Here is a 13,276-nt window from a genome sequence, read left to right on the forward strand (position 1 = left end):
GTTCAAGTTTGTGGTCTAAATTCTAATTGAGATGATGGAGGATGCCGCGTATGGATCAATGGGAATACAAAACGCTGAAATACAAAACAGGAGGATTCCTTGGAGGCAAGGTGGACGAGGAGGAATTCGAGGATTTATTGAACAGCTACGGAATTGACGGCTGGGAATTAATCTCGTGCTTTGATACGAGCGTGCATCAGGGCCAGTCCAGAGACATCATTGCCGTTATGAAGCGAAGAGCATATCTGGGGTAGAGAATAGAGGGGAGACGATCTGATGATCATTCGCGAGACAGAGGATGCTTTTGTGATGACCACTCAGGACGATCATGGCCGATTCTCGGGCGATGTTGCCCGGGGCTTCCGGCGAGAGCTGTTTATGGATGAGTCTGTATTGGAAGAAGTACTGCTGGCTATAACCGAGCATGATCGCGCTTGGCTTCGGATGGATGACACGCCGATATGGAATGACGAGAGCCGGACTCCGTATACTTTTATGGATTATCCGGTCCAGCCGAAAATGCTAATGTATACCAAGGGTGTTGATGAGATCGAAGCGATGAGTCCTTATGCAGGGTATCTCTGCAGCCTTCATTTTGCGTCATTTATGAAAAATGCGACAGAAGCGCCGCTGGTGGAATTCTACCATTCGGAGACGGAACGGCAAAAAAGACTGCGTGAACAGGTTTCATTCCCCGATGAAGATGTGGTTAACAGGCAGTTTGGCCTGCTGCAGCTGTGCGATGACATCTCGCTCTATGTAAATATGAATGCACCCGGTGTTCCCAAGGATCAGGAGCATCCTTGGTTCCAAGAGGGCTTCAATATGTCGATCGATGGGGAAAGGGTCAAGGCGTCCTGGGCAAGCGAGCGTGAGATTCGATTGCGTCCGTTTCTGTTCGATCAGGCATGGCCGGCTTCGGTGAAGTGGAAGTACGTGTTGAAGGCGAAGATTGGTCAGCAGGGAGTGGCCAGGGCATTTCATGAAGCGGCGTGGACGGAGCAGACGGTTACTTTTGTACCGTAATTTCATATAAACGGTCATCTTTCATCGCAAAAATATGATATGATCACAACAGTGGGTTATAGACTGGAACAGATTTGATTCTGTAGGAATGTAGAGGATGAATAATGAAGAAAAAAGAATTTTTGATCGTAGCACTGCTTAATTTTTTGGCTGCGATAGCGTTCTTGGTGGTTGTTTTCATTACGGATCGAAGCTCTTGGCAGTGGGGATTTGGAGTCGTTTCACTGTTGTTTGCGATTGGTGGAGTAGGAAACTTGGTTTTGCATGCCAAGAACAAATAAAACCTCGGGTAGAAAAGAAATAAGCTTGAAAATGTAAAACAGGGAGCCCCGTGCTTCCTGTTTTTAGGTTGACATGGAGCAACTTTGCTCTGGAGGAGCGAAGGGTTGACGTGGAATATGAATCATTTATGCCTTTACTTGTTATCACATTTATGTGATAATATTCACAAATAGTCTGTTTAGATGTCGATGTAGTCTTTCCAAGTAAAGGAGCGTTATTCATGAGGAATAATGGGAATTGTGTCAGCTGCGGCGGCGAGGTATACCCTGCCTCTAACAGATGCGCTCAATGCGGAATGCTGCAGTCGTCCGGTCCAGCGAAGCGCACATTCATGCTGCAGGTCGCTTCGATGATTGGTGCCGGGTTGCTTATTTTTGCAGTCCCGGTGATCCTGCTGATGATGTGGAGATATTAGGATCGAAGCGAATCAACATAATATATAAACTCCCACTGGAAGACTGTGACCGAAGCGTTCAAGTATCAGGGGAATATTTCATTATATTGATCTTATACCGAGACCCTCATTCAGGATAAGTGGTAAAATACCCCTAACTAGAAAAAGGAAGGGGATTTGCGATGATACATAAAATAGAGGAATTTGCTGCCAGCATTCGTTTTTCGGGTGCTGTGCTCGTAACCGACGAAAATGACAACATTGTATGGAATGGTGCCTTTGGTTATTCAAACCGGGCCGATCAGATCCCGAATCAAGCAGACACCAGGTTTGGCATTGCCTCAGGCTGTAAGCTGTTCACCGCGATTGCGGTTTGTCAGCTTATCGAACAGGGCAAGCTGTCGCTGGACAGCAAGCTAAGCGATTGTCTTGATATTCCGCTGCCTAATTTTAACCCGGAGATTACCGTTTTTCATTTGTTGAGTCACAGCTCGGGTATTCCGGATTACTTTGATGAAGAGGTTATGGAGGATTTTGAGGATCTGTGGAAGACAATTCCCATGTATACACTCCGTAATGGAAGGGATTTCCTTCCTCTGTTCCGGGATGAGCGCATGAAATTTCAGCCAGGTGAAAGGTTTCATTACAACAACGCAGGATTCGTGGTGCTTGGCCTGATCGTTGAACAGCAGACCGGAATGCCGTTTCGCGACTACGTCCAGCAGTTTGTATTGGAGCCGTGCGGCATGGAGAATTCGGGATATTTTCCGCTGGATCGTCTGCCCGCGAATACGGCTTACGGGTATATTGATGAGGAAGACGGCACGTGGAGAACGAACCAGTATGCCATTCCGATTCGAGGTTATGCCGATGGCGGGGCCTATGTGACGGTACCGGACATGATCAAGTTATGGAGATCGCTGATGAACAATACGCTGCTCGCCGCATCCATGACGGAGAAGCTGTTGGCTTCACATATACACGTTCCGGACAGTGAACTGCATTACGGGCTTGGCGTGTGGATTGGCAAGAAAAATGAGGATGTGTTTAAATATCACGTCATGGGCTATGATCCGGGGGTGAATTTTCGGTCTGCTTATTATCCGGCCACCGGTCATACCCTTGTAGTGGCTTCCAATGCCGCTGGCGGCGCTTTTGAAATGATGCAGTTCATCGAGGAAGAATGGCTGAAGTGATCTGACCTATATGAAACAGCCCCGAGCCTTGAATAGGTCAGGGGCTGTTGCTCTGTTGATCCCAAGATCAAGCGGATGCTGAGACTTACAATTCAGCTTTGAAATACCGATTCGCCGCGGGCCTGAACATAAAAATCAAGGCTGCAACAACGGCGATCACATGAAGGATACGGCTGGAGGCAAACAGGATGGAAATATTGTCTGCATTAGCAAATACGTCCCAAAGAGAACCGCCCGTTAGGAGCCATTTGATGGGGTCAATGATAAGGGAGAGCATGCCAAACCCGCCTAAAAACAAAGCGAGTGTGATACGGGCCCAATTCTTACCCCGAAGCATTCTGATCATGATGTAGACCAGGACAGCGAACATCATGGTTCGTGCTGCGACTTGAGTGAGAATACCGACAATTCCAGAACCCGTTTGGCTGGATATCGAATCGATAACCGCCAGAGCCATCTCGAATACCCCTGCACCGATGGCAATGACCCATAACAGAAAGGACTGGAACACCTCAGAGGGGACAGCATCCTTTTTCAAGATTCATCATTCCTTTCGTGCTAGAGTGATACAATAACACGTTGTTAGGGGAAACGGGATTAAACGATGGTGCGTCTGGCCGTGAACCACCAGCCTCCTGCAAGCAGAACGAGGGAGATAATCAGCGTGAGCCCAAGCCCTTGTAGCAGCGAATCGTTGAAGAGAAGGGCCAGCAAGCCGTCAGCCAGCGTATGCCGGAGTGAAGGAATGGAGGTAAAGATCGGGATTGCCGCAATAAATACCACCCAGATCACCCAGCCCATAATGTGACGTAGACCGGAAAACAACAGATTCAGTAGTGAAATAAGAAGCAGGTAAGCGCCGAATTGATAGAAGAACATGCCAACGATTCCAAATTGAGTCCACCCAAAGATTTCAAGGATGTTGAAGGTATTCTCGTATTGTCGTATAAAGCTGATCTCCAATTGTAACCAGATGATATTGAGGACAGCAAAAATGGCGGACCATATGGAGTAAACCAGAAGCATGCCAACATAATATTCTTTTCGTGTAGCTCCCAAATTCATTACCCGCCGGAACAAGCCTGCCGGGAGCACGCTGCCTACAAATATAAGGAACACGATGAGGAGATTGGCCGCAGACACCTGCGTATTCTCCGTGCTGTCTCCAAGAGACAGGCTTACGATTACATTTGTAATCATACTTATCGCAACAGTGCCCAGCATCACCAGGAGATAAGGTCGAAGCTGAAGAAATGAAGCCCTCATGAGCGCAGTGGTTTTATTCAATGGATTGGCCTCCTTCGATCAAATAGGAGAAAAACTTTTGCAGCGGTAAACCGTCAATAGCGATACCAAGCTTGTTGGCTTGTGCACGGTCTGCCTCATGGATGGCTCCATATATCGCGGTTAACGAACCTTTCCCGTAAGATTCTTTATAGATCACGTGGCAATCCTTCGTAAACAGTTCGACTTGCTCCTGGTTCCCGGTCAACAGATGGGGATTGGCACGGATATGGTCAACATCGTCATGCAATAATATAGCCCCGGAATCCATGATGTAAACTTTCTCAACAACGGTTGCGATCTCATCAATCAGATGGGTCGAGAGCAGGATGGTCCGGGGATGATTGGCATAATCCTCAACCAGAACGCGATAAAATCTCTCTCGCATGAGCACATCCAATCCCAGCACCGGTTCGTCAAATACGGTAATCGGGGCTCGGCTGGCCAGACCGATAATGTTTCCGACCAAAGACTCCATTCCCCGTGATAGCTGGCGGATTTTTTTGTCCGGGTTCAGCTTGAATGTCTTCAGCAGGCTCTGGGCATAGTCCCAGTCCCAGTTCTCGTGAAAGGCCGATGCCAAGCGCAGCACTTCAATCACCTTGGCACCGCCGAAGAACAAATTCTTCTCTCTTACGTAACAGACCCCTTTTGGGGTTTCCCCATGCTTAAGCTTGACACCCGAGATCTGGATGCTGCCATCGTCGGGAAAAGATCCCCCGGTCATCATATTAAGCAGCGTGGTCTTTCCGGCGCCATTGCGGCCCAGCAGGCCATAGATCGTATTCTCTTCCAGCTGGAGCTCCAGATTTCGAACCGCTTCCGTACGCCCGTAACTCTTGCTCAGGTTGGAACAGGTAAGTATTGCATTCATCTCGCTCATCTCCTATCTCTCTGTTTGATCATTTCTATAACATCGTCGGTGGTCAATTCAAGCTTTTCCGCCTCATCAAGCAGCTTCAATACGAGTTCGTTGTAAAACCGGTCCTGCCGCTTGGTCAATATGATCTGTTTGGCATCTGCTGCAACAAACATGCCCAGCCCCCTTTTCTTGTACAAAATCCCTTCATTGACAAGCAGGGCAATGCCTTTTACAGCTGTAGCGGGATTGACCTGAAAAGTACTCGCAAACTGCGACATCGAGATAATCTGATCATCCGCTTGGTATGTCCCGTTCAATATGTCATCCTCAATCATATCTGCGATTTGCTGAAAAATCGGCTGTCCTTCGTCAAACCTGGAATTCATGATATCACCCTGTCAGTATGTTAGTCTTGTAACATACTATAATGCCAAGTGGAAAGATGTGTCAACCAAAAAAGAAAATAAAAGGCCAAACGTTGGCCCGTTTTCGATGCGAAGCACAAAAAGCCCCGTCTTGAAGAGACGGGGGGAGGTGTGTGAGCAAGGTGTGAGGGCCTAAATCCAGCCCTTCTCCTCTGCCATCGAGATAGCTTCGATTCGGTTCTTGGCACTCAGTTTGCTTAAGATTTCGGACATATAGTTGCGGACAGTCCCGTAGGATAAGTGGAGCTTCGACGCAATTTCATTAGAACTGTTACCGTCGGCAGCCATTCGCAGCACTTCCCGTTCGCGTTCGGTCAGCGGATTGGCACCCGCACCTGACAGCGTACCGAATACGAGCTCTGGGGAGACCTCCCGCCGTCCATCCATGACTCGGCGGATAGCTTCTGCAAGCCGTTCGCTGGGCTCATCCTTAAGCAGGTAACCCTGAACGCCCGCCTGCACGGCCCGCTCGAAATAACCGGGCCTAGCAAAAGTGGTCAGGATGATGACCCGGCTGGGATAACCGCGCAGCTTTACTTCCTCCGCCACTTCGAGACCGCTGCGCACAGGCATTTCGATATCGAGCAGGCATACGTCAGGTTGATGCAAGGCAATCAGGGACAGCGCTTCATCGCCGTCGCCGGCTTGACCAATCACATCAATATCGTCTTCAAAATCAAGCAAGGAAGCCAGAGCGCCGCGCAGCATTCTCTGGTCCTCGGCGATCAGCACTTTGATGCTCATGGGAAGTGTCCTCCTTCCGGTTCTTGATGATGATCGGAACATGAATCACTAATACCGTGCCTTGTGCCTCGGAGCTGACCTCAACGGTGCCCCCGATGAGGGAAAGCCGCTCCGCCATGCCTTTCAGGCCGTTACTGTTGGATGAAGCTGATGGAACTTCTTCCTTGCTATGAAGACCAACCCCATCATCGGCCACCTCAAGCCGCCACTCATTGCCCAGCGACTCGATGGCAATCCGGCACTGGCTCGCCTGACTGTGCTTCACCACATTGGTTACGGCTTCCCGTAAGCAGAGGCTTAGAATATTGTGGGCCAGGTCGGAAATTCCCTCCAGCTTCGGATTACCGGCACAGCTAAACTGGATATCGGCGCTCTCCAGAATGATCTGGGCCTCGACCAGTTCCTCGGGCAAGGTGGCGGTCCGCATGTCGGATACCAGCTCACGCACTTGGCGAAGTGCGGCCCGCGAGGTGTTCTGAATCTCCCGGGCCTCCATTTGGGCTTTCTCGGGATCCTTAACCGCCAGCTTCTCCACAAGCTGACTCTTCAACGTGATGAGAGACAGGGTATGACCCAAGGTGTCGTGAAGATCTCTGGCGATACGCATCCGCTCTTCGCCTTTAATCAAATTGCGGATCTGCTCGTTAGCCTGCGCGAGCTCCTTCTCCAGCTGCTGCCGCCGGTTTAGAGAGCGGATGCCGAAGGGTGAGAACAGCATGATGAGAAAGAAAGGAATCATAAAGACCAGATCCCTCCATCCCAGCATGCTTGCGTTTTTGATTAAGGGAACAACCTCTATGATGGCAAACAGCACAAGGGATATCGTGAAATTGCGCCGGTCGGTATACCAGCCAATGAAATTGGCTGTGAAGAACCCCATATACATATAGGTGGGGTGGTACCACATGCAGAGAATGAAAATGATGGACATCTGAATGCCGAGCCACCAGAAAAAACGAGGTGTGTCAGCAGCGAAGTAAAGCTGGCGGTACGTGAGGAGAAACAAGGCAATCAGCGTATATCCAATCCCCATCTTCCAGCCTTCTTCGCTCATCATGTTAATTATGGGCAGAGATATATAAATGAGCCACAGATAGGGGAAAAACCCCAATTGCGTTGGAAAAACCTCAAATCCCGCGGACTTCGCGTCTTTCAATTTTTTCATGAAGCCATCATCCTATCCCCTTAATCGGCTTGTTGTTTTTTCCGAATATAGGTGGATAGTAACATAAATACTGCCAAATATCCTGCCAAAACCATGAAATTATCCAATCCCGGCGCTTCTCCGCGAACGATTGACCACGCACCTCCGCCAAAATGATAGGAGGGCATCCACTTGCCGATGGCTTGCATGATGGAAGGCATCGCTTCGATCGGGAACCACATCCCGCCCGTAACGGCCAGCCCTAAGTAGATGCCGTTGCTGACGCCGCTTGCCGTATCGACCCGTTTCATGGATCCAATCAAGGTACCGATGGCAAGAAACGGGACGGATGCGATCAGAATCCATAGTCCGCTGAGCAGCCATTGTCCGTAGGTGAGGGAGACTCCGTTAATCAGGTAGCCGGCTACGAAAATGACGAGGATGCAGAGCAGGTGCATAACCGTCTGCACAAACATTTTGCCAAAGAAATACACGCTGCCAGGAAGCGGTGTTACCCGCATATATACAGCCCAGCCCTGGACTCTCTCTTGCACGAGGCGAATGCCGAGCGACATGATGGCGGTGCCCATGACACTGAAGGACGCCATCGACATGAGATAGTGGGCCTGCCATTGTCCGGCATCGTCGGCCCCCGTGTTCACGACCCGCGTAAAGATGAAATAGAACAGAATTGGCATGGCCAAAGACCAGAAAATATAATACGGATTGCGTACCATTCGGAGTAATTCCATTTTGCACTGCAAGGTGATCAGTTTCCAGGTTGTCATCGTTATACAGCCTCCCCTTGATCCATCGTTAATTGGTCGAATGCTTCGTCCAGGCTTCCTTGATCGATGCGAATGTCGCGTACAGCCAGCCCGGCTCGGAACAGAGCCGCCAGCGCTGTATCCGTATCATCGGTTACGGCGTTCAGCCGGCCGTTGTGTTCATGCACATCGGTTACGCCGGGCACTTCATGAAGCAGCTCCTTGACCTGCTGGTGGTCCGCATCCACGATAAAGGAAACCGACCTTCGTGTCAGCTTGGCTTTGATCGCTTCCGGCGTGCCATCGGCGGCAACCTGACCTTGATGGAACAACAGAATGCGGTCGGCCATATCGTCAGCCTCTTGCAGATAATGCGTGGTGAACAGAATCGTTTTGCCCTGATCAGCAAGCTTGCGTACCGTCTGCCAAAATAATCGGCGGGCCGATGTATCCAAGCCGACCGTCGGTTCATCGAAAAACAGCAGCTCGGGGTTGCCCGCAATCGCCAGCGCAAAGCTGAGCTTGCGTTTTTGGCCGCCGGACATTTTGACAGCCCATTTATTCAGTTCTTCCGCGGTAAGTCCGCTCAAGTTCGCGATTTCATCCAGTGTTAGCGGGTTCGGATAATAGCCTTGGATAAGATTGATAATTTCGCGCGTCCGCAATCCGTCCATTACACTGACCTCTTGAAGCATGGCGCCAATCTTCTCGCGGACCGTCAAGTCCTTCGGATTGCGTCCGAATAGGAGAACTTCACCCTGGCTCGCGTCTTTAAGGCCGAGCATCATGGAGATGGCGGTTGATTTCCCTGCTCCATTAGGTCCGAGAATGGCTGTGATCGACCCTTTCTCTATCGTAAACGACACTTGGTTGACGGCTTTTTTGCTTCCGAACATCTTGGTTACCTGCCGCAGCTCTGCAATTGGTTCTTGGATTGGGTTTGTCATGGAATCGCTCCTCCGTAATCGAAATGATCTGAATTCATCATACGAAAGCGAGGGAATGCCTGTTAGTAAAGGATGTCACCACTTCGGCGTGACAATTGTCATGTCGGATCTGTCATAAGGAGAGGGGAGTTAGATGATGAACAAACCAGGGAGGTTTCGAGGATGATTGGATGCGCTTACATAATCGAAATTAAAGGACTGATTACGGTTTCCCGTCACGCGGTGTTCTCTTGACCGCGGAAGTGCCTTCAATTATAGTGGGTACAGTAGGAGCAATCTATAATATAGAAGGAAAAAGGTGGCTTGAAACATGTCTGAGAACATCTACGTCGGTGTCGATCTGGGCGGAACAGCAATTAAAGTCGGAATTTGCAATGAAGAGGGGCATCTTCTGCATAAGTATGAGGGACCGACGGAAACAGCCAAAGGCGTTGACACGGTTATTGACAACATTGAGAAATATGTGCGTCACATTGTGGAAGAATCGCCATTCAGCTGGGATCAACTTGCTGGTGTGGGAGCTGGATTCGCCGGCTTTACGAATATTCGTGAAGGCATCATTATTCTGGCACCGAATGTAGGATTTAAGGATGTACCGATTCGCGCACTGCTTGAAGAGCGTCTCGGCAAGCCTGTCAAAATAGACAACGACGCTAATGTGGCTGCATTAGGTGAAGCCTGGAGCGGTTCAGGGCGCGGCGTTGAGAACTGCGTATGCTACACGCTGGGCACTGGCGTTGGCGGAGGCATTATTATTAACGGCAAGATCTATCAAGGTTTCGGCGGCATGGCTGGAGAGCTTGGACATATCTCGGTTGTGCCGGACTTGGAAGCGATTCAATGCGGATGCGGTGAAATGGGCTGTCTGGAGACGGTTTCGTCAGCAACCGGAATTATCCGTATGGCGAAGGATGCCGTAGAGCGTGGGGACCGTACTTCCCTTGCCCATGTTGAGAGCATTGCGGCGAAGGAAGTGTTTGATGCTGCAAAGGCCGGCGATGAAGTTGCCATTCGGATCGTGAATCGCGCAGCTTATTATCTGGGCAAATCTATGGCTGCCGTTGCGGCCGTGTTGAATCCGGAAGCCTTTATTATCGGCGGCGGCGTATCCAAAGCCGGTGACATTCTGTTTAATGAAGTCCGCGCTGTATTTGCGAAGCTGACACCAGAGCCGCTTCAGCGAGGCGTACGCATCGTGCCGGCTGAGCTCGGCAATGATGCTGGCGTTGTAGGCGCTGCCGGACTGCATTTGCGTTCGTAGTCATTATTCACCATACATCGTCTGATCTAAACTATAAGGGAGGGAAAGCTGATGCTGGAAGCAGCCAACCGAGGCGGCAACACATCATCCATGGCCACCCTGATCATCATCACCGGGATGTCGGGAGCAGGTAAGACCTTGGCCGTACAAAGTCTGGAGGATCTTGGATTCTTTTGCGTCGATAACCTGCCTCCGGTGCTCATTCCCAAATTCGCGGAGCTGATCGATCAATCCAAGGGTAAGATCGGCAAGGTTGCATTGGTCATCGACCTGCGTGGCCGCGAATTTTTTACGGCTCTATCTGAGTCTCTGAGTTACATCAAGGACCACTTTACCATCCATTGCGAGATTCTATTCCTGGATGCAACGGATTCCGTGCTTGTACAACGTTATAAGGAAAGCCGTCGTCGCCATCCGCTCGCTCCGGAAGGCATGCCGCTTGACGGTATAAGGTTGGAGCGCAAGATGCTGGATGAGCTGAAGAATTCCGCTACTCAGGTGATCGATACCAGCAATATGAAGCCTGTGCGATTGAAGGAGAAGATTATCTCACGTTTCACACATCTGGAGAGCAGCACATTATCGGTAAATATCACATCCTTTGGGTTTAAATATGGGATTCCGATTGACGCGGATCTGGTGTTTGATGTGCGCTTTCTGCCCAACCCGCACTATGTTGAGCAGCTGCGCCCAAATACCGGCCAGAACAGTGATGTATATGAATACGTGATGAAATGGCCGGAGACGCAGGCGTTTCTAACGAAACTGCTCGATATGCTGCATTTCTTGATCCCGCAGTATCGGAAGGAAGGCAAAAGCCAGGTTATTATCGGCATTGGCTGTACCGGCGGGAAGCATCGCTCCGTTGCGATAGCGGAATACCTTGGCAAAATGCTGGGCGTTAGCGAAACGGAGGCGGTATCGGTGAGTCACCGTGATTCCGACCGGGATCGGCATTAATTAAGGGAAGTGATAAATGTGGCTGTGCAAGCTAGAAAGCGTCCTCGCATCGTAGTGATGGGTGGAGGAACCGGGCTGTCCGTTATGCTGCGGGGACTCAAGGAGAAGCCGCTCGACATTACGGCTATCGTTACCGTCGCTGATGATGGGGGCAGCTCCGGCATACTGCGTAGCGAATTGCAGATGCCGCCCCCGGGAGATATTCGAAATGTACTTACAGCGCTCGCCGATGTGGAGCCGCTGTTATCCGATATATTGAAATACCGTTTTAAGAATGGCTCGGGACTGGCCGGGCACAGCCTCGGCAATTTAATCTTGGCTGCCATGACGGATTTGCACGGTGATTTTGTCACGGCAGTCAAGGAGATGAGCCGGGTTTTTGTTGTTCGTGGACAGGTGCTGCCTGCGGCGGGTGAAGCCGTTATTTTGCATGCAGAGATGGAGGACGGTTCCATCGTGACCGGTGAATCCAAAATTCCGGAGGCTGGGCGCCGCATTAAGCGGATCTTCCTGGAGCCGGAGCATGTTGAGCCGCTGCCGGAAGCGCTGGAGGCGATTCAGCAGGCCGATGCAATTCTGATCGGTCCGGGAAGTCTATATACCAGTATTTTGCCCAATTTGCTTGTTCCCAAGCTTGCTGAAGCCATCGTATCCTCTGAGGCGATCAAAATGTTTGTGTGCAATGTGATGACGCAGCCTGGAGAAACTGATAATTATACGGTGAGCGATCATTTGCAGGCCGTTTACGATCATATTGGTCTTCATCTGTTCGATTATGTTATTGTAAATGATGGCGAAATCCCGCCGCAGGTTCAGGATAAATATGCTCAAAAGGGTGCAAAGCCCGTGTTCCTGGATCGTGATGAGGTGACCAGCAGAGGGTACAAACTCATTGCAGATAAGCTTGTGCTATTTAGAACATACTTAAGACATGACGCTGACAAACTGAGCAATCATATTTTTCAACTGGTACAGGATTGGATTACACGAAAGGGGTGAGTACCTTGTCCTTTGCGGCACAGACGAAGAAAGAACTGACAATGATCGAAAGCCAGAACTGCTGTGAAAAAGCCGAGCTGTCCGCGCTCATTCGGATGAACGGTTCTGTTCAGCTTTCGAACAAAAAGGTAATCCTGGATATTTCAACGGAAAATGCCGCGATTGCAAGACGTATTTATTCCTTAATTAAGAGGCATTTCCAGGCACATACCGAACTTTTGGTGCGTAAAAAAATGCGTTTGAAGAAGAATAACGTATATATCGTTCGTATTCCCGCCCAGGTTCAGGAGATACTTAAAGAACTGCGCATCGTTTCCGAGGGCTTTCTGTTTCAATCGCGGATTGATGAACAAATCGTTCGAAAAAATTGCTGTAAACGCGCCTATTTGCGCGGTGCCTTCATGGCTGGCGGATCCGTGAATAATCCGGAGGGGTCTTCATACCATCTGGAAATTGCTTCAATGTATGAAGAGCACTGCCAGTCCTTGGTGGATCTGGCGAATGAATTTCATCTGAACGCACGCTGCATCGAGCGGAAGAAGGGCTTTATCTTCTACATTAAGGAAGGCGAGAAAATTATCGAGTTCCTTAATCTGATCGGTGCCCACCAGGCATTATTCAAGTTCGAGGATGTCCGGATTATGCGGGATATGCGGAATTCGGTGAACCGGATCGTGAACTGCGAGACCGCTAACCTGAACAAAACCATTGGCGCTGCCGTTCGTCAGATTGAGAACATTAAGCTGCTCCAAAAGGAAATGGGTCTTGAGAATTTGCCCGATAAACTGCGGGAAGTGGCTGAAATTCGACTGGCTCATCCGGACATGAATCTGAAGGAAGTCGGCGAGCTTCTTAAAGGAACCGTCAGCAAATCCGGCGTCAATCACCGCCTGCGCAAAATTGACGAATTGGCCGAAAAGATTCGGAATGGGTAAGAATTTTTTCTTCTAGTGTCCTGTATGGTAAAATGGTATAATATTATAAA

Annotated in this window: 17 protein-coding genes; 9 read left to right on the forward strand and 8 right to left on the reverse strand. The window is 49.8% G+C overall.

Annotated features, from left to right (window positions below; genetic code table 11):
• Positions 1–50 precede the first annotated feature (50 nt).
• From DP091_RS23360 to DP091_RS23375, 5 genes are all read left to right on the forward strand, one after another.
• Positions 51–254, forward strand: a complete 204-nt coding sequence (locus tag DP091_RS23360) for a DUF4177 domain-containing protein (protein WP_113060503.1) — start codon at positions 51–53, stop codon at positions 252–254.
• Between the two features lie 22 nt (positions 255–276).
• A complete protein-coding gene (locus tag DP091_RS23365) occupies positions 277–1,026 on the forward strand; it encodes a DUF3891 family protein (RefSeq protein ID WP_113060504.1) in 750 nt (249 codons plus the stop codon).
• Positions 1,027–1,130: 104 nt separating this feature from the next.
• Entirely contained in the window at positions 1,131–1,307 is a 177-nt protein-coding gene (locus DP091_RS31470) for a hypothetical protein (RefSeq protein ID WP_164762893.1), read from the forward strand.
• 221 nt (positions 1,308–1,528) lie between these two features.
• Positions 1,529–1,723 (forward strand): hypothetical protein, encoded by a 195-nt coding sequence (locus DP091_RS23370; protein WP_113060505.1) that lies wholly within the window; start codon positions 1,529–1,531, stop codon positions 1,721–1,723.
• A 161-nt stretch (positions 1,724–1,884) separates the two neighbouring features.
• A complete protein-coding gene (locus DP091_RS23375; RefSeq protein ID WP_113060506.1) occupies positions 1,885–2,898 on the forward strand; it encodes a serine hydrolase domain-containing protein in 1,014 nt (337 codons plus the stop codon).
• An 85-nt stretch (positions 2,899–2,983) separates the two neighbouring features.
• Here DP091_RS23375 and DP091_RS23380 read toward each other — a convergent pair whose 3' ends face one another.
• The 8 genes from DP091_RS23380 to DP091_RS23415 form a co-directional block, all read right to left on the reverse strand.
• Complete coding sequence (locus DP091_RS23380) at positions 2,984–3,436, reverse strand: hypothetical protein (protein WP_113060507.1); 453 nt, start codon at positions 3,434–3,436, stop codon at positions 2,984–2,986.
• A 59-nt stretch (positions 3,437–3,495) separates the two neighbouring features.
• Positions 3,496–4,185, reverse strand: a complete 690-nt coding sequence (locus DP091_RS23385; RefSeq protein ID WP_113060508.1) for a hypothetical protein — start codon at positions 4,183–4,185, stop codon at positions 3,496–3,498.
• Positions 4,178–5,056 carry an ATP-binding cassette domain-containing protein gene (locus DP091_RS23390; protein WP_113060509.1) on the reverse strand — a complete coding sequence of 293 codons (879 nt, stop codon included), beginning with the start codon at positions 5,054–5,056 and terminating at the stop codon, positions 4,178–4,180. The genes DP091_RS23385 and DP091_RS23390 overlap by 8 nt, the downstream gene beginning before the upstream one ends.
• A 5-nt stretch (positions 5,057–5,061) precedes the next feature.
• Entirely contained in the window at positions 5,062–5,430 is a 369-nt protein-coding gene (locus DP091_RS23395; RefSeq protein ID WP_071219476.1) for a GntR family transcriptional regulator, read from the reverse strand.
• A gap of 171 nt (positions 5,431–5,601) precedes the next feature.
• Positions 5,602–6,213: a response regulator transcription factor gene (locus DP091_RS23400; RefSeq protein ID WP_113060510.1), complete on the reverse strand. Its 612-nt coding sequence runs from the start codon at positions 6,211–6,213 to the stop codon at positions 5,602–5,604.
• Positions 6,146–7,378 carry a sensor histidine kinase gene (locus DP091_RS23405; protein ID WP_113060511.1) on the reverse strand — a complete coding sequence of 411 codons (1,233 nt, stop codon included), beginning with the start codon at positions 7,376–7,378 and terminating at the stop codon, positions 6,146–6,148. The genes DP091_RS23400 and DP091_RS23405 overlap by 68 nt, the downstream gene beginning before the upstream one ends.
• Positions 7,379–7,398: 20 nt before the next feature.
• Positions 7,399–8,145 carry an ABC transporter permease gene (locus tag DP091_RS23410; RefSeq protein ID WP_113060512.1) on the reverse strand — a complete coding sequence of 249 codons (747 nt, stop codon included), beginning with the start codon at positions 8,143–8,145 and terminating at the stop codon, positions 7,399–7,401.
• A 2-nt stretch (positions 8,146–8,147) separates the two neighbouring features.
• Entirely contained in the window at positions 8,148–9,071 is a 924-nt protein-coding gene (locus DP091_RS23415) for an ABC transporter ATP-binding protein (RefSeq protein ID WP_113060513.1), read from the reverse strand.
• A gap of 310 nt (positions 9,072–9,381) precedes the next feature.
• Between DP091_RS23415 and DP091_RS23420 the strand changes: the two genes are divergently transcribed.
• The 4 genes from DP091_RS23420 to whiA are packed head-to-tail and all read left to right on the forward strand — an operon-like array spanning position 9,382 to position 13,226.
• Entirely contained in the window at positions 9,382–10,332 is a 951-nt protein-coding gene (locus DP091_RS23420) for an ROK family glucokinase (RefSeq protein ID WP_113060514.1), read from the forward strand.
• Positions 10,333–10,383: 51 nt separating this feature from the next.
• Positions 10,384–11,292: an RNase adapter RapZ gene (gene rapZ, locus DP091_RS23425; RefSeq protein WP_113060515.1), complete on the forward strand. Its 909-nt coding sequence runs from the start codon at positions 10,384–10,386 to the stop codon at positions 11,290–11,292.
• A 57-nt stretch (positions 11,293–11,349) separates the two neighbouring features.
• Positions 11,350–12,291: a gluconeogenesis factor YvcK family protein gene (locus DP091_RS23430; protein WP_181469905.1), complete on the forward strand. Its 942-nt coding sequence runs from the start codon at positions 11,350–11,352 to the stop codon at positions 12,289–12,291.
• 5 nt (positions 12,292–12,296) lie between these two features.
• Positions 12,297–13,226 carry a DNA-binding protein WhiA gene (gene whiA / locus DP091_RS23435; RefSeq protein ID WP_071219483.1) on the forward strand — a complete coding sequence of 310 codons (930 nt, stop codon included), beginning with the start codon at positions 12,297–12,299 and terminating at the stop codon, positions 13,224–13,226.
• The last annotated feature ends 50 nt before the right edge of the window (positions 13,227–13,276 follow it).

Source organism: Paenibacillus sp. MDMC362 (assembly GCF_003269305.1).
Taxonomy (GTDB): Bacteria; Bacillota; Bacilli; order Paenibacillales; family Paenibacillaceae; genus Paenibacillus_AQ.

What these genes read in the sequence shown, in the direction of transcription:
- DP091_RS23370 (WP_113060505.1), top strand. Translation starts at nt 1,529, where the DNA reads ATGAGGAATAATGGGAATTGTGTCAGCTGCGGCGGCGAGGTATACCCT.
- rapZ (WP_113060515.1), top strand. Translation starts at nt 10,384, where the DNA reads ATGCTGGAAGCAGCCAACCGAGGCGGCAACACATCATCCATGGCCACC.
- DP091_RS23365 (WP_113060504.1), top strand. Translation starts at nt 277, where the DNA reads ATGATCATTCGCGAGACAGAGGATGCTTTTGTGATGACCACTCAGGAC.
- DP091_RS23400 (WP_113060510.1), bottom strand. Translation starts at nt 6,213, where the DNA reads ATGAGCATCAAAGTGCTGATCGCCGAGGACCAGAGAATGCTGCGCGGC.
- DP091_RS23410 (WP_113060512.1), bottom strand. Translation starts at nt 8,145, where the DNA reads ATGACAACCTGGAAACTGATCACCTTGCAGTGCAAAATGGAATTACTC.
- DP091_RS23405 (WP_113060511.1), bottom strand. Translation starts at nt 7,378, where the DNA reads ATGAAAAAATTGAAAGACGCGAAGTCCGCGGGATTTGAGGTTTTTCCA.
- DP091_RS23360 (WP_113060503.1), top strand. Translation starts at nt 51, where the DNA reads ATGGATCAATGGGAATACAAAACGCTGAAATACAAAACAGGAGGATTC.
- DP091_RS23415 (WP_113060513.1), bottom strand. Translation starts at nt 9,071, where the DNA reads ATGACAAACCCAATCCAAGAACCAATTGCAGAGCTGCGGCAGGTAACC.
- DP091_RS31470 (WP_164762893.1), top strand. Translation starts at nt 1,131, where the DNA reads ATGAAGAAAAAAGAATTTTTGATCGTAGCACTGCTTAATTTTTTGGCT.
- DP091_RS23395 (WP_071219476.1), bottom strand. Translation starts at nt 5,430, where the DNA reads ATGAATTCCAGGTTTGACGAAGGACAGCCGATTTTTCAGCAAATCGCA.
- DP091_RS23390 (WP_113060509.1), bottom strand. Translation starts at nt 5,056, where the DNA reads ATGAATGCAATACTTACCTGTTCCAACCTGAGCAAGAGTTACGGGCGT.
- DP091_RS23375 (WP_113060506.1), top strand. Translation starts at nt 1,885, where the DNA reads ATGATACATAAAATAGAGGAATTTGCTGCCAGCATTCGTTTTTCGGGT.
- DP091_RS23430 (WP_181469905.1), top strand. Translation starts at nt 11,350, where the DNA reads ATGGGTGGAGGAACCGGGCTGTCCGTTATGCTGCGGGGACTCAAGGAG.
- DP091_RS23420 (WP_113060514.1), top strand. Translation starts at nt 9,382, where the DNA reads ATGTCTGAGAACATCTACGTCGGTGTCGATCTGGGCGGAACAGCAATT.